This is a genomic window from Reinekea thalattae (assembly GCF_008041945.1).
Lineage (GTDB): Bacteria > Pseudomonadota > Gammaproteobacteria > Pseudomonadales > Natronospirillaceae > Reinekea > Reinekea thalattae.
Genome location: NZ_VKAD01000001.1, coordinates 862,999 through 884,781 on the forward strand (window position 1 = coordinate 862,999; position 21,783 = coordinate 884,781).

18 protein-coding genes and 1 pseudogene are annotated in these 21,783 nt (G+C 48.1%); 7 read left to right on the forward strand and 12 right to left on the reverse strand.

The annotated features are described in order from the left end of the window. Positions 1 to 5 precede the first annotated feature (5 nt). The 11 genes and pseudogenes from zipA to ccmA form a co-directional block, all read right to left on the reverse strand. A complete protein-coding gene (zipA, locus tag FME95_RS03955) occupies positions 6 to 1,097 on the reverse strand; it encodes a cell division protein ZipA (protein WP_147713122.1) in 1,092 nt (363 codons plus the stop codon). A gap of 255 nt (positions 1,098 to 1,352) precedes the next feature. Further along, entirely contained in the window at positions 1,353 to 4,850 is a 3,498-nt protein-coding gene (gene smc, locus FME95_RS03960; RefSeq protein WP_147713123.1) for a chromosome segregation protein SMC, read from the reverse strand. Between the two features lie 215 nt (positions 4,851 to 5,065). After that, entirely contained in the window at positions 5,066 to 6,289 is a 1,224-nt protein-coding gene (gene ccmI, locus FME95_RS03965; protein ID WP_147713124.1) for a c-type cytochrome biogenesis protein CcmI, read from the reverse strand. After that, complete coding sequence (locus FME95_RS03970; RefSeq protein ID WP_222709902.1) at positions 6,289 to 6,771, reverse strand: cytochrome c-type biogenesis protein; 483 nt, start codon at positions 6,769 to 6,771, stop codon at positions 6,289 to 6,291. The genes ccmI and FME95_RS03970 overlap by 1 nt, the downstream gene beginning before the upstream one ends. Next, entirely contained in the window at positions 6,758 to 7,291 is a 534-nt protein-coding gene (locus FME95_RS03975) for a DsbE family thiol:disulfide interchange protein (protein WP_147713125.1), read from the reverse strand. The genes FME95_RS03970 and FME95_RS03975 overlap by 14 nt, the downstream gene beginning before the upstream one ends. A 9-nt stretch (positions 7,292 to 7,300) precedes the next feature. Further along, positions 7,301 to 9,337, reverse strand: coding sequence for a heme lyase CcmF/NrfE family subunit (locus tag FME95_RS03980; protein ID WP_147713126.1), 2,037 nt, complete (start codon positions 9,335 to 9,337; stop codon positions 7,301 to 7,303). A gap of 19 nt (positions 9,338 to 9,356) precedes the next feature. Then, on the reverse strand, positions 9,357 to 9,791 hold the full coding sequence (gene ccmE, locus FME95_RS03985) for a cytochrome c maturation protein CcmE (protein ID WP_147713127.1): 435 nt from the start codon (positions 9,789 to 9,791) through the stop codon (positions 9,357 to 9,359). Further along, positions 9,788 to 9,961, reverse strand: coding sequence for a heme exporter protein CcmD (gene ccmD / locus FME95_RS03990; protein WP_147713128.1), 174 nt, complete (start codon positions 9,959 to 9,961; stop codon positions 9,788 to 9,790). Before ccmD ends, ccmE begins: the two co-directional genes overlap by 4 nt. A gap of 4 nt (positions 9,962 to 9,965) precedes the next feature. Next, positions 9,966 to 10,763, reverse strand: a pseudogene (gene ccmC, locus FME95_RS03995) (heme ABC transporter permease CcmC); the annotation flags it as partial. 53 nt (positions 10,764 to 10,816) lie between these two features. Continuing rightward, positions 10,817 to 11,491 (reverse strand): heme exporter protein CcmB, encoded by a 675-nt coding sequence (gene ccmB, locus FME95_RS04000; RefSeq protein WP_147713130.1) that lies wholly within the window; start codon positions 11,489 to 11,491, stop codon positions 10,817 to 10,819. Further along, on the reverse strand, positions 11,482 to 12,147 hold the full coding sequence (gene ccmA / locus FME95_RS04005; protein ID WP_147713131.1) for a cytochrome c biogenesis heme-transporting ATPase CcmA: 666 nt from the start codon (positions 12,145 to 12,147) through the stop codon (positions 11,482 to 11,484). Before ccmA ends, ccmB begins: the two co-directional genes overlap by 10 nt. A 140-nt stretch (positions 12,148 to 12,287) precedes the next feature. Between ccmA and FME95_RS04010 the strand changes: the two genes are divergently transcribed. From FME95_RS04010 to lnt, 3 genes are all read left to right on the forward strand, one after another. After that, positions 12,288 to 14,513 (forward strand): hypothetical protein, encoded by a 2,226-nt coding sequence (locus tag FME95_RS04010; protein ID WP_147713132.1) that lies wholly within the window; start codon positions 12,288 to 12,290, stop codon positions 14,511 to 14,513. Beyond that, positions 14,510 to 14,842, forward strand: coding sequence for an EscU/YscU/HrcU family type III secretion system export apparatus switch protein (locus FME95_RS04015; protein ID WP_147713133.1), 333 nt, complete (start codon positions 14,510 to 14,512; stop codon positions 14,840 to 14,842). Before FME95_RS04010 ends, FME95_RS04015 begins: the two co-directional genes overlap by 4 nt. A gap of 235 nt (positions 14,843 to 15,077) precedes the next feature. Next, positions 15,078 to 16,634, forward strand: a complete 1,557-nt coding sequence (gene lnt / locus FME95_RS04020) for an apolipoprotein N-acyltransferase (protein WP_147713134.1) — start codon at positions 15,078 to 15,080, stop codon at positions 16,632 to 16,634. A 13-nt stretch (positions 16,635 to 16,647) separates the two neighbouring features. Here lnt and FME95_RS04025 read toward each other — a convergent pair whose 3' ends face one another. Further along, on the reverse strand, positions 16,648 to 17,448 hold the full coding sequence (locus tag FME95_RS04025; RefSeq protein WP_147713135.1) for a M48 family metallopeptidase: 801 nt from the start codon (positions 17,446 to 17,448) through the stop codon (positions 16,648 to 16,650). A 408-nt stretch (positions 17,449 to 17,856) separates the two neighbouring features. On the opposite strand from FME95_RS04025, the gene FME95_RS04030 reads away from it, so the two are divergent. From FME95_RS04030 to FME95_RS04045, 4 genes are read left to right on the forward strand one after another with little or no spacing between them, the layout of a single operon-like run. Beyond that, positions 17,857 to 18,630 carry an ABC transporter ATP-binding protein gene (locus FME95_RS04030; protein WP_147713136.1) on the forward strand — a complete coding sequence of 258 codons (774 nt, stop codon included), beginning with the start codon at positions 17,857 to 17,859 and terminating at the stop codon, positions 18,628 to 18,630. Between the two features lie 15 nt (positions 18,631 to 18,645). Beyond that, entirely contained in the window at positions 18,646 to 19,350 is a 705-nt protein-coding gene (locus FME95_RS04035) for an ABC transporter ATP-binding protein (RefSeq protein ID WP_147713137.1), read from the forward strand. 17 nt (positions 19,351 to 19,367) lie between these two features. Further along, positions 19,368 to 20,366, forward strand: coding sequence for a branched-chain amino acid ABC transporter permease (locus FME95_RS04040; protein WP_147713138.1), 999 nt, complete (start codon positions 19,368 to 19,370; stop codon positions 20,364 to 20,366). Continuing rightward, the gene (locus tag FME95_RS04045) at positions 20,363 to 21,643 is read left to right on the forward strand and encodes a branched-chain amino acid ABC transporter permease (protein ID WP_147713139.1); all 1,281 of its coding nucleotides are present in this window, start codon (positions 20,363 to 20,365) and stop codon (positions 21,641 to 21,643) included. The genes FME95_RS04040 and FME95_RS04045 overlap by 4 nt, the downstream gene beginning before the upstream one ends. Positions 21,644 to 21,783: the final 140 nt, after the last annotated feature.

A 21,783-nucleotide genomic window follows, 5' to 3' on the forward strand; every position in this document is an offset into this window, starting at 1 on the left:
AAAGGCTAGTCTGGCAACAGTTTAGAGCGAGCAAAGGCACGGAGTTTTTCGCGATAGTATTCACAGCGTTGTGCGGTGACCGTGCTGTGCTCTTCGTCCAGTAAATCAGCGTCGAGTTTTTTCGCTAGATATGTGCCCATTTGATACATGTGCTCAAACGCTTCCATGCTATTGGCGCGTGACGGCAACTGCAAAAACAGGGTAATACCCGGCGTGTTGAGCTGGCTCATCGCATCGGGGTTAAAGGTACCCGGATGCACGCAGTTAGCCAGTGAGAATTCGGTTTGGCCTTTTGGATTACGGTAATGGAATATGCCCATTGGGCCGTGGCGTAAACCAGAGGCGAGTAACAGCTCTAAAATTTCGGAGCCAGAAAGCTCTTGGCCTTGCTTGGCCATGACATGCATGATCACCAGATCTTCAACCGGCTCCAGCTCTTCGGCTGATTCCAAGCCTGCTTCGGCCTGCTCTGCCGAGATCGCTGTAGCAGGCTGCGATTCTGGTTCTTCTGATGCTGGCTCAGTTAAGTCTTTGTCTTCAAATTCTGATTCAGCAAGCCCTGATTCATCAAATTCTGGTTCTATCTGTTCCGGTTCTGACTGCTCTTGTTCTTCAGGCAAAAGCTCAGCTTCAATGCTTTCTAATTCTGCATTAGTGGGTTGATTGCTGCTTAGCGAAACCGGTTGTTCGTCGATGTCATCAATGGAAAGCTGAGCACCAAAATCGAGTTCGGCCTGTTCGGTATCTGCTGTTGCTTCTGTTGAGGCTTGCTCTGCTTCGTCGTCCAGCTCGATGCGCTCCATCAGCATGGGCACACGTTCTTGCAGGTTAAGACGAGTTAAACTTTTGTTAGTCGCGGTATGAGCTTCGGTATTTGTGTCTGTATTTTCAGGAGCTGGTGTTGCGGCTTTTTTTTGTTTGCGCACGCGCGCACCGCCGTTTGGTAACTCACGGGCTATTTGTGCTTTACGCGCCAGCTCTTCTGGGTCTTGGTAATCATCGTCGGCTTTTTTGTTGGCCGCCTTCATGCGCCTAAGACCATCCCAAATAATAAGGCTGATGGCGATTAGGCCTAAAAATATAATGATCTCTCTCACCGCTGTACTCTCTTTGTTATCTGTACTTTGCTATTGGTACTTTGCTATTGGTACTTTGATATCGCTACCTTGCTATCCGTACTTTGCAGCCCGTACTGAAAACAGCCTCAATGCTTTTAAATTGTGCAAACCGATAAATTGTGCAACCCGAGTGTTTACGTCCGCTTGGTTTGTTGTCTTATGCAGCCTTTTATTTAAGCGCCCGTTGTTAGCCTAAAAAATCGAAACCGGTTTAAACTGGTGCCGTACAACTTATTACATAGCAGCCAGTTCTGCGGCCTCTTCAACATTCACCGATACCAGTCGAGAAACACCCGGCTCGTTCATGGTGACACCCATCAATTGGTGCGCCATTTCCATCGCGCCTTTGTTGTGGGTGATATAAATAAACTGCACGTGCTCAGACATTGCCTCAACCAGTTTGGCGTAACGGCCAACGTTGGCATCATCCAACGGTGCGTCCACTTCATCCAACATACAAAACGGTGCTGGATTCAAACGGAAAATCGAGAACACCAAGGCAATTGCCGTTAAGGCTTTTTCACCACCAGAAAGCAGGTGAATGGTGCTGTTCTTTTTACCCGGTGGACGCGCCATAATGGCAACGCCGGTATCCAACAGATCTTCGCTGGTCATTTCCAAATAAGCATGGCCACCGCCAAATACTTTCGGGAACAGCTCTTTTAAGCCAGCGTTAATTTTGTCGAACGTTTCTTTAAATCGTGTTCGCGTTTCTTTATCGATTTTGCGAATAGCGTTTTCCAATACTTCTAAGGCGCGTTGTAAATCTTGGTCTTGCTCATCCAAGTAACGCTTACGCTCACTCTGCGTTTGGTACTCTTCAATTGCCGCCAAGTTGATTGGCCCTAAACGCTGAACCTGTGCCGCTAGGCGTTCTAATGCGGCTTCCCAGTCGGCTTCGTTAGCCTCTTCCGGCAAGGTTTCGAGCACGGTTGCAAGATCGTACTGCTGCTCTTGTAACTGTTCTTGCAGGGTTGTGCGTCGTGTCATAACCGCTTGCGCTGCCATACGGCTTTGCTCTAATTCACTACGCACTGTCATGGCTTGCTGGTCGAGCGAATGACGACTTTGTTCCATGTCTCGCATTTTGGCATCTGCAGTTTCTACCACAATACGCTTTTCACCTAATTGACCTTCCAGCTCGACGCGCTGTTCTAACTTTGCTTCCAGTTCTAACTGAATATCGTCATCAGGATCGTCTTTTTGTTGCAGCTGAGCTTTCAGTTTTTCAACTCGTTCAGCGGCACGATTTTTTTGATTTTTGGCACGTTCAAGTGAAGTTTGGAAACTGTTCACTTCCGACTGTAACTGCTGCTGTTTTAACTGTAGCTGATGCTGAGCATCACGTGCTTGGCGTACCAAATCTCGCTGCTCATCGATTGCGATACGGCTTTGTTCACGCGCCGCCAATAAGGCTTCGCGTTCTTCGACATCGTCTTCCATTGAGTCGAGCGATTGCTGCAGTTCTTCGCGCGTCATGGCTAAGGCTTCACGCTCTTCAAGCATTTGCGCTTCTAGCTCTTCGATGTCTTGATCGAGGCGAGCTTTACGCGCTTTAAGCTCTTCTGCCTGAACACGCTTACCGCTAAGCTGTGCTTTCACTTCGGCCTGTTCGCGGCTCAGCTGTTGGAATTCCGCTTGGCGCTGCTCACGTTCGTTTTCGATGGTTTTAAGCTGCAATTGCACGGCGTCGAGGTCGACCGATAAATCTTCTTCGGCGACTTCTAGCTCGTCTACCAACTCTTCCAGTGTTTCTAGTTCTTGCTGCAAACTCAGCAGACCGTTTTGGCTGTCTTCGCCGCTGCGCATACGCAGCCAGTTAGCACCCAACCAAATGCCTTCGGGCGTGATTAGGCTTTCGCCGGCTTTTAGTGTGGCGCGCTTATCCAAGGCTTGCTGTAGGTTTTCGGCAAGGTAAACACTGCCTAACCAACCGCTGAGGTCTGTCGAACTGGTTACCTTAGTTAACAGCGTATCGGCAGTCGCTGCACCGCTATTGCCACGATCTATTAAGGCTAATTCACCGTCTTTAAAACGCGCTAAAGCATCTGGCAATTCCGCAATATTGTCGACCTGAATGGCTTGTAATGAACCGCCAAGCACCATTTCGACGGCTTGCTCCCAGCCTGCTTCGACCTGTAGGTCTTGCGCTAGGCGTTTGGCTTCACGTAATTGATGACTGCTCAACCAGTTTTGCACGCCTTCGGATTCTTCTGCCATTGAGGCTTTAATCAAGGCTTTTACCGTGCTGTGGCGCGCCGACTTTTGTTGCAGTTGGTTTTTTGCTTGCTCTAATTCGCTGCGCTTTTGCTCTACTAATTCTCGGTATTGATGCTGACGCTGCGTCAACTCTTCAAGCTGAGCTTGCACTTGCTCGGCTTTATCGTCGAGCATTTCGGATTCTTCGATCAGCTGAGTTAACACTTCCGATTCTGGGTTCGCTTCAATCTGTTGGCGCTCTTGATGCAACGTTTCTTGCCGACGATGGTATTGGTCGAGCACTCGCTCTAAATGCTGAATACGCGACTGAGCAACTTCGGCTTGGCGCTTAGGGCCTTGTGCATTTTGGTTAAAGGCATCCCAACGGGTTTGCCATTGCGCTTGCTTCTCTTCCAGTTCGGTTAGCTGCTCAGTGAGCTGCTCAGATTTTTCTGCCGCGGCTTCAATTTCGGGCTCTAAAAACTCCAGCGTTTCGCGCTTCTCTTCGACCAGCTCATTGTCTGACTGAGATTCAATTGAAGCCTCATGCAAGACTCGTTCAGCGTCTTGAATGTCTTGCAGCAATTGCGCTGACTGCTCTTGGCGGTGCGCAATGGTTTGCTCAAAGCGAGCGATTTCATTGCCGAGCTGATAAAAGCGCTCTTGCACCTGATTGAAGGCTTCGGAGGCTTCGTGGTGTTGTTCGCGTACCACTTCCATTTCGGTATCGATATGGCGCTGCTGAGTGACAAAGGATTCGTACTTGGTTTCTAGCTCGCTGATGGCAAGTTCGTGTTCACTGACTTCGTTATTCAAACGCTGCCAGCGTAAGGCTGACAGTTGCGCCTTGGTGGTTCGTTCTTCTTGCTTTAGCTTTTTGTATTTTTCGGCCGATTGCGCTTGGCGATGCAAATGTTGCAGCTGACGGTCCAGCTCTTCGCGGATGTCGGTTAAACGCTCTAGGTTTTCATGTGTGCGGCGCATGCGGTTTTCGGTTTCGCGGCGGCGCTCTTTATAGCGTGAAATACCGGCGGCTTCTTCAATGTAAACTCGCAGCTCTTCAGGTTTGGATTCGATCAAGCGAGAAATCATGCCCTGCTCGATAATGGAGTAAGAGCGCGGGCCAAGGCCGGTACCTAAAAACAGGTCGGTAACGTCTTTACGGCGGCATTTGGTGCCGTTTAGAAAATAGCTGGAGTCACCATCACGAGTAACGCGACGGCGAATAGAAACTTCGTTATAGGCGGCAAATTCACCGCGTAAGGTGTGATCTGAGTTATCGAACACCAATTCAACGTTACACTGACTCACCGGTTTACGCGAATTACTGCCGTTGAAGATAACGTCGGTTTTCGATTCACCACGCAAATGCTTCGCTGAAGACTCCCCCATAACCCAACGTACGGCGTCGATGGTATTGGACTTACCACAGCCGTTTGGCCCAACAATGGCCGAAAGGTTGGTCGGGAATGGAATTCTGGTGGAATCGACAAAGGATTTAAAACCAGAAAGTTTGATACTTTTTAAGCGCATTCGGTGTTCTTCTGTGCTGCATAAGAGGTTGATTCTAGCGTCAATCTTACCCGCTGAAAACCTTAAGCAAAAGAGACTTTTCTTTTCAGAAACAACAACTTAAATAATGACGTCAGTAAAATGACAACTGCACCACATTAATGCCCTCTGTCGTACGCTCTCACATACAAACCAGCATGTACTGAAGCAGCAGCTTCTGCCAAATAAATCGCCCACTAGGGTTGGCGAATTGTTAGCTGTAAAACCGCTGGCTGATTTTGCGGAGCAACTAATACCGGTTCGGCTTGCCAGTCTCCCGCGCTGGGGCTTGCAGAGCCAGACAGCGAAATACGGGCAAGCACTTCCAGCTCGCTGAAATCGCCCATTTGCGCACCGGTCATGCTGTCGTTATCGCTCAACAGTATCGACATCTGTTGCGCCGTCACCGCCAAACGCTTTACCGCAATAGGCTGCCGCTCACCCGGGACTCGGGCATAAACAAACAGCGCCGCCTGTGGCGTTAAGCCTTGCCAAGCCTCGGGCAGCAACAGTTTTAATTGCAGCCGTGTCTGTTCGCTGAGCTGGTAATCGATGCCTTGCGCCGCTAAAGCTGCAATGGAGGTTTCGATAAAGCCATCGATTAGGCTCATATCTGCCTCAGGATTAGCATTTTTTAATTGCAGCCAGTAGTCGATTGACTGCTCGTACTGGCCTAATTCATAACTGACGCGGCCAGCTAAGCCTAAGGCTGTGTTGGTTTGAGCCAGCTGTAATGATTGCTCGAACGCTGCCAATGCTTCTGGCCGTTGCGCTAAGAAAAAGTGCATCTCTCCGATTGAAGACAGCAAGCTGGCTTCATCGAGCACATTGTGCTCCACCCTGCGTATTTGGTTTAACAGATGCTGGAAGCTGGCCAGCGCAGGCTGATACAGCTGCAAGTCTTTTTGTAAATTCGCCAGCTGAAACCAACCTTCTAGGTTTTCTGGCTGTGTTTGCAAGAGAGCTTGGTAATCGCTGATGGCGCGATACACCGCTTCGGCGTCGAACTCATCGGCATTGGCAAGCTCGGCAAACTGCTGCTGCACCTTAACCGCACTGGCAGAACCCAACTGCTGGTAAGCGACAAAAGCAGCACTGCAAACCAGCAGCGATAAACCCAACCACCAGCCATAGCCCAAACGACGACTTTGCTGTACTGCTTTATTATTTTGTGGCGCAACACTGAGTGCACTGTCGGCTAACAGAGCGCGTTGCTGCTCTTGCTTAAGCGCATGGTAATCCGCTTCGTTGAGCTGACCTTGCTGATACTGCTGTTCTAGCTGAGCCAACTGTTCACGATGAATATCGATGGCTCGAATGGTGGAATCTTGCGCGCTGATCAGCTGCTTTCTGAGCCGCACGGCAAACAATAAAAATAACAGCGCCGGTAGTAACAACAGTAACATCCATAGGTAAAGCATCAGTCGCGCTCCTCAAGTACCGGCTTCGATAACAGCTCGTCCAACCGTGCTTGCTCAGCGGCACTAAAATCGGTTTGCGGTGTTTGTTTACCGCGCACCGATAAGCGAACCACCAAAATAGAACCCAGCACCAGCAAAGCCAACGGTAACAGCCACAACCAAACCGTAATGAAAGACAGCTGCGGTTTATAAATAACAAATTCGGTATAGCGCTCGACCATGAAATCGATAATTTCTTGGTCGCTATAGCCCTCGCGTATCAGCTGATAGGTTCTTGTACGGATATCTTCGGCAATGGGCGCGTTGGAGTCGGCGACATTTTGGTTCTGGCACTTTGGGCACCGCAGTTCAAAGGTCAGCTGCAAATAGCGCTGTCGTTGCTGCTCATTATCGAATTGCAATAACTCTTCGGCCGACCAAGCCGTACCTTGGCAAAAAAACATCAGCAATAGGCTGCTGATTAAAACTTTAGACCATGTCATCATAAATCGACTTCAGTTGCTCTTGCCAAAGGGTCTCTGTAATGGGCCCTTGAAAGCGATATTGAATGTAACCTTTGGAGTCGATAAAGAAGGTTTCTGGTGCTCCGGTAACACCCAAATCAAACCCTAAACTGCCATTAATATCGTAAATATCGACCGCGTAAGGGTCGGCATAATCACGCAACCAGTTAAGTGCATAATCGCGATGATCTTTATAATTCAAGCCAACTATTTTAACGCCATCGGCAGCAAGCGAATTTAAAACCGGATGTTCGTATTTACAGGCTCGACACCAGGTTGCCCAAACATTCAATAAAAACGGCTCACCGAGCAATTCTTTTCTGGTTACCGAGCTCTGCTCATCTTGCAACATCGGTAGCGAGAATTTTGGCAGCCGCTTGCCCATGAGTGCCGATGGCACTTCATTAGGATTAACGCCAGTGACCAAAGCAAAACCAAACAAGCCCAACAACGTGGCAACAAAAACTAAGGGCAATAAATAAATCATTCTAATTTTCATGGTGTCATCTCACTCTGTTTCTTGTTTGGTGCTTCTTTCGTTTAGCGCTGTTTGTATTGAGCTGTCTTGTATTGCACTTTCTTGTGCTGCACTGCCTTGCATTGTAGTGACGCGCTTACGGTAACGGCGATCGCTAGCAGCAAGCACAGCACCTAAAGACATAATAGCCGCTCCCCACCAAATCCAACTAACAAAGGGTTTTACCTGCACACGCACAGCCCAAACTCTGGCGCTGTTATTCAACGGTTCGGCCATCGAAACATAAATATCACGCAGTAAATTACTATCGATTCCGGCTTCGGTCATAACGCTGCCCTGCACATTGTAATAACGCTTTTCTGGCATCACTAGAGCCACCTGTTGCTGGTCTTTAAACACCGAAACGATGCCTAGTTCCGATACATAGTTTGGCCCTTCAACCGACATAAAGCGATCTACATCGAAGCGGTACGGCGGTAATTCGATAGACTCACCCTGAGCAACGCGGAAGTCTTTTTCAATATCGAAATTAGAAACCAACACCACGCCGGTTGTCGAAACAACAAGACCTAAGTGCGCCAACCACATACCCCAAAAACCCAGTTCGATTTTTTTAATACCAGCCCATAAGGATTGACTGTGCTTAAGCCGGTTCATCAGTAACTGGAACAGGCTGGCGACAGTCCAAAATACCAACGCCATACCTAACCATACTTGCCAATGCAGTTGGCCTGAAATCGTCCAAGGCAGAATCAACGCAACAATAACGGCAAAAGATGCCATCACTAATAAGGTCTTTAGCCAACCCTGTTGGCGATGTTTTTTCCAGCGTAACAGCTGGCCAATACCTAACAGGCTAAGCAGCAATACCATCAACGTATTAAATACACTATTAAAATAGGGTGCGCCCACAGAAAGCTTTCGCCAACCAAAGGCATCTGCCAGAAGTGGCAGTAGCGTGCCAAACAAAACAGCAAAGGTTATGACTAGCAGCAAAGTATTGTTCATCAACAAAAAGGCTTCACGCGAGACTAACTGAAACTGGCCACTGCTTTTTATTTTATGAGATTGCACAGCATAGAGCAGCAAACTACCGCCAATGGTAACGGCAAGAATCATCAGCATAAACAGGCCGCGTTCAGGGTCAGAAGCAAAGGCATGCACGCTGGTTAACACGCCAGAGCGAACTAAAAAAGTACCTAACAAGCTGAACGAAAACGCAAAGATCGCCAACAGAATCGACCAGCTCTTAAACAGGTTGCGCTTTTCTGTCGCTGCTTGCGAATGAATCAGTGCGGTGCCAACTAACCAAGGCATAAAGGAAGCGTTTTCAACCGGGTCCCAAAACCACCAGCCGCCCCAGCCGAGTTCGTAATAAGCCCACCAGCTGCCTAAGGCGATACCCAGCGTTAAAAACGCCCAAGCCATGTTGGTCCAAGGTCGTGACCAACGCACCCATGCCGAATCGAAACGGCCGGTAATCAGCGCTGCGACAGCAAAAGCAAAAGCCACCGAAAAGCCAACGTAGCCCATATAAAGCATCGGTGGATGCAGAATCAAACCGATATCTTGCAGCAATGGATTAAGGTCGGCACCGTCCGGCGGTACATTCGGTAAAATCCGCTCAAACGGATTAGATGTAAACAGTAAGAAGGTCGCAAAACTGACACTCACGATACCCAGCACAGCTAACACGGCAGCTTTTAATTCGATCGTTAGGCTGCGGGCAAAAACTACAACGGCCAATGTCCAAGTTGAAAGCATCAACAACCAAAGCAACATCGAACCTTCATGATTACCCCAACTGGCAGATAATTTGAAATACCAGGGTAAGGCACTATTGGAATTGGCCGCCACTACAGCCACTGAAAAATCGTCGTGATAAAAGGCGTGTAACAACATCGCAAAGGCGAGCATTAAAAAAAAGAAATTGGCGCACGCAAAGGCACTGGCGGTTTGCTGTAAGGCCGGTTTTTTTTGTACTACACCAAGCAGCGGTATCGCCGCAAGTAAAGCCGAAAATAGCCAAGCTAGGATAAGAGAAAACAGTCCAATTTCAGGAATCATAAAGGGTAAAAGCCTTAAATTATTTTGCCGATTCAGCTTGCTCTAATGCGTGGGTAACTTCAGGCGGCATATAGCTTTCATCGTGTTTGGCTAAAACGGATTCTGCCATGAACAACCCGCTTGTTTGCAGCTGCCCCATCACGACTACGCCCTGCCCCTCTTGAAAAAGATCGGGCAGAACACCCTCGTAGCGAACATCAATGGTGGCAGCATAATCGGTGACTTTAAAGTCGACCCTCAGTGAGTCGGCATGGCGCACAACTGAGCCTGGCAACACCATCCCTCCGGCCCGAATGGCTTTATTTTGGGGTGCTAACTGAGCCGAAATTTCTGTCGGAGTATAAAAATAATTCAGATTTTGTCGCAGTGCATAAAGCAACAAAAAGACGGCAATCGCCAAACCAATCACGCCTAATAAAATTAACACTAGCCGCTGTTTTCTTTTTGGGTTCATCCCCGCTCCCGACGCAACTGCCGTTGATATTGTTGAACCAGCTTTTTCTTGGACAGACGCAATGCCAATAAATTCATCACAATCACCAAAGCGCTGATACCATAAGCAAGCCAAACGTATACGCCATGACCGTCCATAAAAATAAATTCACTGAGGTTATTAAATGGCATCGCTCTATTCCCCTTTGCCTTGGCTTTTGACAACGCCATACACTAACTGTGCTATTTCTTGTTGCGCCCAAGCAGCCTTAGTTTCGCGGTGTAATATTTCTAGCCGAGTACGAATAAACAACAAGGCTAAAAAGGATAAATAAAAACCTAAAATCGATAACAACAAGGGTATTAGCATACTGATGTGCATGGGCGCTTTTTCTGTCAGCTTTAACGTTGCTGGCTGATGCAAGGTTGTTACTAGGTTGACCGAAAACTTAATCACCGGAATATTCACCACGCCAACCAAGGCTAAAATGGCTGCGGCTTTATCGGCGCTGGCACTGTGTTCAATGGCGTTATGCAACGCCCACAAACCAACATAAAGCAGCAATAAAATCAGCATAGAGGTAATTCGCATATCCCATACCCACCATTGGCCCCAAGTCGGTTTTCCCCAAATAGCACCGGTGACCAATGCCACAAATGCCATGCTAATGCCTAAACCAATGGCGGCTTTTGCGACATAAAAAGCCAACTTTATACGCCAGATCAAACCTATAGCACCGGCAACCGCAATGCCGATGTATATTGCCTGAGAAAGAAACGCGCTTGGCACATGAATAAAAATAATACGATAACTATTCCCTTGCAGTCGTTCTTCTGGCGCGAAGCCTAAACCCCAGACAATGGCAATAAGGCTAATTAATGCGCCTAAACAGCCAAGCCAAAAACTCCAAGGCTGGGAGATTTGATAAAACCATTTTGGTGAGCTCCAGCGATGAAACCCTTTAACCAACGAGCGCCACATGTAAATACCAAACTCCCAAAAATAGACCTAGGTTAACGAACCGAACCAGCCTAACGAACAAAACACTAAGCCGAATCCGATAGGGTAATTTTTAATGCTGCCACAACCAGCCAAGGCACAATCGCAAACGCCGCTGCGGTATAGGCAGCTAAAAAAGCCAAGTAACCGTTCCACGGTAAATTCAGCGAAGCGGCTTGCAAGGTTGTGGTGGCAAAAATAAGCACCGGCACTAATAACGGCAATATCAAAATCGCCAATAACAGGCCGCCATTACCTAAAGCCACGGTCAGCGCAGCACCAATACTACCAATAAGACTCAAAGCAAAGGTGCTTAATAATAACGTCAACACCAACAAACCGATCGTGTCACCGGGTAAAGCCAGCATCATAGCAAGTAACGGCGAAACAAGAGCCAACGGAACGCCTGTTAGCAACCAATGGCTAACTATTTTACACAGTACAATCATTTGGCTGGAAGCATTGGCTATGAGCATCTGCTCTAACGAGCCGTCTTGGTAGTCGCTACGAAACAATAAATCGAGCGACAGCAAGGCTGCCAACAATGCACAAACCGACAAGATACCAGCGGCGATTTCGGAAAGCTTTGAGGCCTCGGTGCTAATGCCTAATGGGAACAGGCTGACCACCAAAACAAAAAAATAGATTGGGTTTAACAGCTGCGCTCGACGTCGATAAGCCAGTGTAAGCTCACGCCTAAAGGTTGCAGTTATCACAGACATGGTCGCTGCTCTTTTTTAACCGACTGATTAGCTTGACCAATCACCAATTCTTGTACCGACGCATGGTTAAACTCATGATGGCTAATTAAAATGACACTGCCGCCACCTTCAACAAACCTCAACATGTTAACTTCGAGCTGAGCACTAGCGTTAGCGTCGAGCGCATTAAAGGGTTCGTCTAGCAGCCACAATTTGACGTCTGGCAAAGGCAAATAAAGCCGCGCTAATGCGATTCTCTGTTGCTGCCCAGATGAAAGCCGATGCGCAGGCACATCTTCATAACCGGCTAAACCGACATCGGCCAGTGCTTGCCAATAGGCTGAACGGGTTAATGTTTGTTGTTGCAATGCAACGGCATAACGTAGATTTTCTAGCGCTGTTTGCGCAAGCGTTACCGCCGGCCGATGCGCCAAATACCAAAAGCGCTGACCGTCGATACGCTGGCCACGCTCAGAAACTGAAGGATGGAATTGAACATCGCCTTCGACAAAAGAATTCAGCCCCACCAAGCGCCGCAGTAGCGTCGTTTTACCGGCACCATTAGCGCCTTTGATATGCAGAATGTCACCTTGCGAGACGCTAAAGGATAAGTCTGCAAATAAACAGCGATCGTCGCGTTCACAGCGGAGCTTTGTGGCCACGGCCAGCGTTGTCATAGCAACCTTCCTTAAGACGTATGATTCATTATAAACACAGCTTTTCATGCTTATCGAGTATCGACATTCGCACCCAATTCAAATTTGTGCTGCAATATCGATAATTGAGTAAAAACCATTACAGCAAAGGTTGTGTCAGCATGGCTTCAGACGGAATCAAACTTCCAAGTGACAGCACAGTAATAAGCCAGCGAATTAATACCGGTCAGCAAAGCTCGGCCAACCATTCTACGCCGACGCAAACACAAACCAGCGTGCCGCTGACAACGCCATTAGCGACTGTGGTATTAGAGGCAAAAACCATTATCGAAGGTGCCAAAGGTAGCCTGTTTGAGCTGGTGTTACAGAATGACCCCAAGAGCCAGCCTCCCATTACGGTGCAATCAGACAGCTATGTTAAACCTGGCACAACAATGCTGCTAGAGCTTGATGAACAGCAAAATTATCGCAGTACCGAGAAGCCATCGAACGACCAACTAACCAAACTGGTATCTATTGAGTTGGACTATTGGCGCGCTCACGTGTTGCCCAAAGCCGACAACCAAGCCCAGCAAGCACCAACGTTAAACCCTCAACAACTGCAACAGCTCGCCACTCGTTATCCACCATTACAGCCATTGGTTAACTGGCTGACGCAACAGCCAGAAAGTTTAAACGGCAACCAACTGCAACAGTGGATTAGCCAATTCACACCGCTCAGTTCAGAAAAGCCTTGGCCGCAACCTCAGCCAGTACAAGCACCCGCTCAACCGGCTGCGACTGCACCGCCAACAGGTACAGGTACAGAAAAAGGCAGCCAAACGACAGTGCCTGCGCAAACCCCGTTAGCGCAAACAGCCAACCAAACACAACAAAGTACTAGCACTAACAGTACCGCCAACAATGCAGCGGCAACCGCAAACACACCATTAAAGCCAGAGCTGAGCGTGCCTGCAGGTTCGAAAACACCACTGCAACAGCCCATAGCTCCTGAAGCAGCCAAACCTGAGGCTGCAACAAAACCAATCGCTCATGCCTCAGGCACCACTAGCAATAACAGCGCTAACGTACCGCCAGCTGCCTCGACAACAGCAAGCACGCAACCAGCCTTACCACGAACAGTATTTATTCCATTAACGGCCCTCAAACCTGAGAGCAGTGCAACGGCAACCTCGACATCATCCAACACTCAGGTTTCGGCAACACCACAAAATACGGTGCCAGCTGCCGTGCCACCGGCACAAAATACGCAAGCTGGTTTGGCAGCATCGGCATTGCAGCCAACAAAAAATGAGCCGCCCGTACCTGTGCCCAATCCAGCCACGGCAACAAACACGAACACGAACACGAACACGAACACGAACACGAACAGCTCACAGTCTGTGGTTAATCAGACCACGACTGAAGCCAATAAACCGATGCCTGCTAATACTCAACTGAATACTCAGCCAAATACAGCACCCAGTAGCTCTTTAGCGAGTTCTTCAAATAGTACTTTAAATGGCTCTTTGAAGCGTTCTCCAAGCAACTCGCCCAATACCCCATTAAGCAACAGTCAGCTTGAGCCGCCTAAAACCGCCAATAGTCATAACCCTGCACCAAGCCGTGCTGATAAAGCCGAGCCGAGCCAAACACAGAGCCAACAAAAGCCTGTACCACTGGAAATTACGCTCAGCCAATGGATCAACACCCTAAACCAGTTGATGAAATCATCACCCAACGACATGCAAGCTCTGTTAAAACAGGCAGCTGCGGCACAACTCAATAAGGCTGGCGAAAGTCGCGTAACCGACTCTCCTGTGCCTAATGACCAAGCATCACCGAACAACCAAGCCACGTCTAACAATTCGGTGAATACAGCCCAAGCAAACGAGGCGAACGAAGAAAGCGCTCAGCTGCTTAACTTGCGTAATTGGCTAGAAAACAGCCAAGCACGGTTGCAAAACATGGCGATTCAAACCACGGCTTACCAGTGGAGCGCACCAGATCAGCCTCCGGTACAACAAATGCAGTTGCCCCTTATTTGGTTAGGCTTAACCAGCTGGGCCGATATTGAATGGTGGCAAGAACGACCGAAAAAGAAATCGTCACAACAATCAAACGATGAAGAGTCACAGCAACATTGGCGTATGCGTATCTATTTAAAAATGGATCCTTTGGCGCGTGTCTGTGCCGATATCGACTACCACAGCAGCCACACCAACCTGACCTTTTGGAGTGAAGATAGAGCGACGCTGGCGCACATGAATACACTGCTAGGTCACTTAGAGCAATGGACAGCAGGACTCGGTGAGCGCACCTTGCAAACCAAGCATGGCATGCCGAAAAAGGTCGAAACCGAACAACAACATTATCGCGACAATCATCTAGTGGATGTAAGAACATGACCGATGTCAGCAAGGCAGCAACGCTAAAATATCGAGATCGAAAAACACCGATTGTTTCGGCCGTCGGTGAAAACCAACAAGCCGAAGCTATTCTAGCCTTAGCCAAAGAGCATCAGGTGCCAGTTTATGAAGACCCAGAACTGGTTAACCTACTGTGCCAAATCGATGTCGGTAGAGCAGTGCCTGCCGAGCTGTTTGAATGGGTGGCCAGCGCAATCGCCTTTTCTTTTTTTGCTCGTAATGAAGTGCCAGAAGGCTTTTCACCAACGGCGACAAAAACCGCCTACGATCGTGTTAAAAAAACCTACACAGACAACCAGCAGCCCTAAAGCTTAACCTAATTAACGAAACGAGTTAGCATCAAAAAATTAGTATTAACAAAACGAACGGCATCAACGGAATAAATAGCATTGACAGCAATCTCGGCACGCTAAAATAAGTGACCTGATGCAGCTTTAAGTAAATTTGACAAACAATGATGCCAAAACACAACGAATGTCACTTGGGTTCGTTTTCATTCTTCGGTAAAGTGCAGCCGATTCTTTTTTAGGCAGACTTCTGGCCATGACGTTAAAAAAATCCCTACCCTTTGCTGCACTTCTTTTTGGTTTATTACCGCCATTGGCACTTGCGCCTTTCAACTATTGGCCATTGATGGTGGTCGGCATTGCTGGCGCTATCTGGCTCAGTTATTCAGCTCGCTCTACTAAACAGGCGCTATGGCTGGGCTGGCTATTCGGCGTGAGTTTTTTTGGTGTTGGGGTTTCTTGGGTTTATGGCAGCATGCAAACGGTGGATACGCCAGTACTGCTCGCCATTTTGCTAACACTGATTTTCTGCTGTTCTTTAGCGCTGTTTTTTGCGTTTCAATTTTGGTTCTTCAATCGTTTTTTAAAAAATCTGCCATGGGCATTGAGTCTAATCGCACCTCTATGGTGGCTGATCAATGAATGGCTACGCGAATGGGTTCTCACAGGGCTGCCTTGGTTATATGCCGGTTACGCCGCCTTGCCGTTGGCAATGAGTCAACTGGCTGCAGTGATTGGCGTTTATGGCTTGGGCTTGGTGTTCGCCTTTTGCGCCAGCTGGTTAGTCTTGGCGGTGCGCCGGTTTCGATCCGGTGATAACCCCATTGCCAGCAAACCGCTAATTGCGGCACTGCTGTTATTTGTTATCACTAATCTATTGGGCGCACTACTTCCTGCTACTTTATGGACAAAAGACGACCAAGTACTGAAAGTTGCCGCGATCCAATCAAATATCGATCAAAAAACAAAATGGTCTAACAGCCAACAGGCCGATACGTTGAAATTCTACGCTGAAGCGCTGACGCACACAGAACGAGTCGACCTGATGCTCTGGCCAGAAGCTGCTATGACCCGGCTTGAGCAAGATATTTTTAGCTTTATTACCAGCATTGATTCTTACGCTGAATTGCAGGATACCGCGCTATTACTCGGTATTGTCAGCACCGATGGCGAACATTATTTCAACAGCCTAAAAGCCTATGGCCGCGCTGACGGTGAATACCTGAAGCAACATTTGGTGCCGTTTGGTGAATATGTACCGCTTGAGCGTTACTTGCGTGGCTTGATCCAATTTTTTGATTTACCGATGTCGACCATGCAGCCAGCACTGACGACTCAGACTCCGATCTTAGCTGAATCACGTAATGGGCCTTACTTTATTGCGCCAGTGATTTGCTATGAAGCGGCTTACCCGAACTTGGTCAGAAAGTTAGCAAAAGATGCCAATATCATCAGCGTAGTCAGTAACGATGCTTGGTTTGGCGACTCGATTGGGCCGCATCAGCACTTACAAATTACCCAGATGCGAGCGATCGAAAATGCGCGTCCAATGGTACGCGCAACCCAAAATGGTATTTCTGCCATTATTGATGCCAACGGCAATATTTTAAGCCGTTCCGCACAGTTTGTTGAAGCAACGCTGACCGGTGAGATTACCCTGCAGCAAGGCAAGACACCCTTTCAGCACTACAGTACACACAGCTTACCGATACTGGCGATGATGATATTGGTGCTGATCTATTTCCGCCATTCTACGCCGGTTCAGCGACTGGCAGCGTTGAGTTTGCAACTGGTTCAGCGCTTCAAGCGTTAGCCCGTTAGAAAAGTTAGGGCTTGACGCAGTTAGGTCGCTGACCTGCTTCAACCACTTGCAAATAACGCGAATAATATTCGTCTTGTGCTGCCTGTAAATCGCTGATGCGAGTATCGTGCGATGGGTGCGTAGACAACAATTCAGGTGTCGAGCTGCTGGCGTTTTCGCTCATACGAACCCAAAGCTGAGCCGCCTGCCGAGGATCGAAACCGGCGTCGGCCATCAGCTCTTGGCCAATCAAGTCGGCTTCAGACTCATGACTACGACCGTAGGGTAAAATCAATAACACCTGACTGGTGATACCCAAGCCTGCCACCCAAGCCTGCTGGTTCTCGTTCTCAGCCAGCGCCAAGCCCGCCACCATTAAACCTAGCGCAGTCATTTGTTGTGAGCTCAGCCGAGCATTGGAATGATTTGCCAATACATGCCCAACCTCGTGACCAACAACCGCCGCCAGCTGATCGGCATTATCCGCCAACTCAATAAGCCCGGTGTAGATACCAATTTTTGCACCCGGCAAGGCAAAGGCATTAACCGCTTCACTGTCAAAAACCACCACTTCCCATTCTTCAGGCGCATAGCCATACTCTTCTGGCACGACCGAAACAATGGCTTGTGATATGCACTGAGCATAGGCATTGATAGCTTCGTTACGACTTACCTCAAGGTTTTGCTTAAGCTCTTCAAAGGATTGTTCACCTTTGGCAGCCATGCTGGATCGATCATAGAACAGCAATTGCTTTTGCCCTGTCGGCGAAGTCGCGCAACCTGAAATGACTGCAACACAGAATAAGCAGAACAGTTTTACCTTCATGTCACCCTAAACCCTAAATAGAAAAGAGCCTCAATTATTGATGATCGTCGTCATAATTCAACCGTAATCAGCAATTCATAAGCCGCCGATCATGAACTGCAATTGATAATAAATAATCCAAAACAACCAACAAACGCGCAATCTACAACGCCCTAATCATTAAATTCCCCCAAGAACGACAGCCAAGGCGAATAAATTTTATAAAAAGCCAGATCACTAACAAATTATCGTGACAGATTGCTGACCCGCTCTGCGATACAGGGTAAAATCGACGGCCTTTTACGCAGGCATATGAATAGCAACCGCGACAGCGGTATAGCGCATCGTCAGCAAAGGCCAAACCATCCTTTGCGCTCGTCGCTGCTGCACTTTTATATCTGCCAAACGCTTTAATGGGGAACCTAGCAGATGTCATCGATGATCGAAGTAAAGTCGGTCGGTAAGTCCTTTGGCCAGTTAGCGGTCATAAACGACTGTAGCTTTAGCATAGAAAAAGGCTCTATCACCGGCATGATCGGCCCAAACGGGGCAGGTAAATCAACCATATTCAATATTATTGCCGGCACCCTGCCGCTCGACAGCGGCAACATTATTTTAGACGGCGAAGATGTCACCAATCTCAGTGCCGATCGACTCTTCAGTAAAGGTCTATTGCGCACCTTCCAAATCGCACATGAGTTCTCGCACATGACCGCGTTGGAAAACCTAATGATGGTGCCGCCAAAACAGGTCGGTGAAAATCTATTCAGCACCTGGTTTCAACCAAGCAAAGTCGCTAAACAAGAAGCTCGCAATAAGCGAAAAGCGCTTGAAGTGATTGACTACATTGGCCTTAGCCACGTCAAAAACGAACTGGCCGGTAACCTTTCTGGTGGTCAAAAGAAATTACTCGAGCTGGGTCGAACTATGATGACCGACGCCAAAGTGGTGCTACTCGATGAAGTCGCTGCCGGTGTTAACCGAACGCTATTGAAAGGGTTGACCGATAACATTTTACGTATGAACCGCGACTTCGGTGTCACCTTCTTGGTGATCGAACACGACATGGACATGATCGCCAAGCTGTGCGATCCGGTGATTGTCATGGCGCAAGGCAGCGTTATGGTCGAAGGCAAAATTGAAGACATTCAGAACAATCCTCGCGTTATCGAAGCCTATTTTGGCAGTAGCGACATCGCCTAATAGACTGGAGTGATCATGGCAATTATTGAAGCGAAAGACATCCATGCAGGCTACGGCGGCATGAACATTTTAAATGGCATCAACATGGCGGTAGAAGCCGAAGAAGTCGGTGTCATTATCGGCGCTAACGGCGCTGGCAAATCGACCTCTCTAAAAGCTTTGTTTGGTTTGTTGCACGTCAGCCAAGGCAGCATTGAGTTGAACGGCGAAGACATCACCAACGCCGACCCCAACCGTTTAGTTGAATTAGGCATGGCGTTTGTACCACAAGAAAAAAACGTCTTCGTCAGTTTAAGTGTTGAAGAAAACCTAGAGATGGGCGCGTTTTTACGCAAAGATAACTTTAAGCGCACGCTCGACTCGGTATACCACTACTTCCCAGATTTAAAAGACAAACGCCATCAACCAGCTGGTGAGCTTTCTGGTGGCCAGCGCCAAATGGTTGCTATGGGCCGTGCGCTAATGATTGAGCCGAAAGTTCTATTGTTGGATGAACCGACGGCTGGGCTTTCACCTCTGTACATGAATGAAATTTTCGATCGAGTCAAAGCGATTAATAACGAAGGCGTTGGTATTTTAATGGTTGAACAGAATGCCAAGCAGGCCTTAGCCATTGCCGATAAGGGTTTTGTATTGGCCGCTGGCCGCAATCGCTTCACCGACACCGGTGCAAACTTATTAAATGATCCGGAAGTGGCCAAAAGCTTCCTTGGCGGTTAACGGATAGGAGAATTATCTTGAACGAATTAGTCTTTTTTATAAATAAGGTGATGATCTCCGGTGCGGTGATCGGCTCCATTTACGCCATGGGCGCAATTGGTGTGACACTTATTTTTTCAATCTTACGCTTTGCGCATTTTGCTCACGGCGACCTAATGACCACCGGCGCGTTTTTAACCTTTTTATTAACCGCCCTCTTTCCGCATGCTGGCGCAGCTATTGGCATACCGACGGCCTTTTTAATGATGCCGATCGCTATGGCGATCACCAGTTTACTGGCAGTCGGTTTAGACAAGGCCTTCTATAAACCCTTGCGCGCGCATAATGTAAAGCCGGTCGTTATGGTGATGGCTTCTATCGGTGTAACCCTTATGCTGCAGGGCATTATTCGTATCTTTTTTGGTACCAGCTCTCGCAACCTCTTTATTGATGACCGCAAAGAAATTTTCCGTTTGGAATTGCCGTGGGAATTGGCTTCTCGCAAGCTCGTGATTACTGAACCACAGCTTTTATTGTTCTTATTTACCGCCATTGCGGTGGTCGCGCTGCACTACTTTTTAACTCGCTCTCGCTTAGGCAAGGCGATGCGTGCGACATCAGACAACCCAGACTTAGCACGAATTTCTGGTATTAATGTCGACAAAGTAGTGATCGTTACTTGGGTCATTGCTGGCTCTCTTGCGACGGCGGCAGGCACCTTACTGTCTTTGGATGTTGCATTAAAACCTGACCTGAGCTTCCAAATTTTATTACCCATTTTTGCTGCGGCCATTGTTGGCGGCGTTGGCCACCCATACGGCGCTATCGTCGGCGGCTTTGTGGTCGGCTTTGCCGAAACACTGTCCGTTTTCAACTGGGCGATTCTGTTGCGACCACTGGAAAAAGCGATGGAGTGGGATTTGCCCAACAACCTCGCTCTGGTTCCTACGGAATATAAAATTACCGTTCCGTTCTTCATTCTTGTTGCCATCTTGGTGTTAAAACCAACCGGTATTCTGAAGGGGCAAGTTCTATGATCAGCCAACAATCTATTCTGGATTACAAAAAAGAACTCATTCTGTTTAGCGGCCTTTTCGTCATGATCATCGCCATCATGCTGTTTATGGGTTCTGCTTACGGTTTACGCATGCTCGTTGAAGCCAGCTGCTACGCCATTATTGCTTTTGGCCTCACTATCCAATGGGGTTACGCGGGCCTATTTAACGCTGGCATTATGGGTTTTATGGCGCTTGGCGCCTTTATGACCATGCTATTCAGCTTCCCAGTTAATGAAGATTTTTGGTCATCCGGCCTGCCTTCAGAACTCGGCGCTGTTCTGCTTAAACTGATCCTCGGTATTGGTTTAATTTGGGCTTCAACCAAGCTCACGAAAGTTGGTGTTGCGCAAAAATGGCAGCGACTCATTACTGTGTTATTAATTGCCATCGTTTATATCGGCTACATGTCGGCTTTAGGCCCTGTGGCAGAATCGATTGAAAAAGAAGTTGGTTTTATTGGTGGCTTCGGTCTTCCTGGTTGGATGGGTTGGTTGGTTGGCGGTGTTGTCGCCGGTTTAATCGCCTACTTTGTTGGCCACATTTGTTTAGGCTTACGCAGTGACTACCTTGCCATTGCGACATTGGGCATCTCTGAAATCATCAAAGCCTTTCTAAAAAATGCGGACTGGCTGACCAACGGAACACTGACCGTTTCGCCACTACCTTGGCCGACACCAGGACCTGCCGATTTAGGTTTTGAGTTAGCGCGCGCCAGCTATCTTTCAATTACGGCGCTGGTAATTGCCGTGATTTTCTTTTTACTAACGCGTGCTTACAACGCTCCTTGGGGCCGAATGTTACGTGCTATTCGCGATAACGAAGTTTCCTCGCTCGCTATGGGCAAAGATGTCAATAAGCGTCGATTAGAGGTGTTTATTTTTGGCTCTTTCTTGATGGGTTTAGGCGGTGCAATTTTAGCAACCTTTAATGGCCTGTTTGACCCGAACGGCTACATCCCGCTGAACCACACCTTCTTAATTTGGGTGATGGTGATTTTAGGCGGTGCCGGCAACAATCTAGGTACGCTGTTTGGTGCGGTATTTGTTTATATTATTTGGACTATGTCTGAACCCGCTGCGCTGTTTGTGTTTGATATCATTCGTCACATTGGCGAAGCTGCTGGCTGGACTTTACCGGCAGATTTAGACAGCCGCGCATTGCAAGCTAGAGTCTTGGTGATTGGCCTCACCATCAGTTTGGTGCTGCGTTATGCACCTAAAGGGCTAATCCCTGAGCGCCTAACGCAACACCAATAACAGCCAAACCGAACGACCAGGCTATAGTCATAAAAACAATGACTGTGGCCTTAAAGATTGAATACCCTATTCAAACAGAATTTATTTAAAGCAAAAAAAAGCGCGGTATTAACCGCGCTTTTTAGTTTATGAACTCGCTA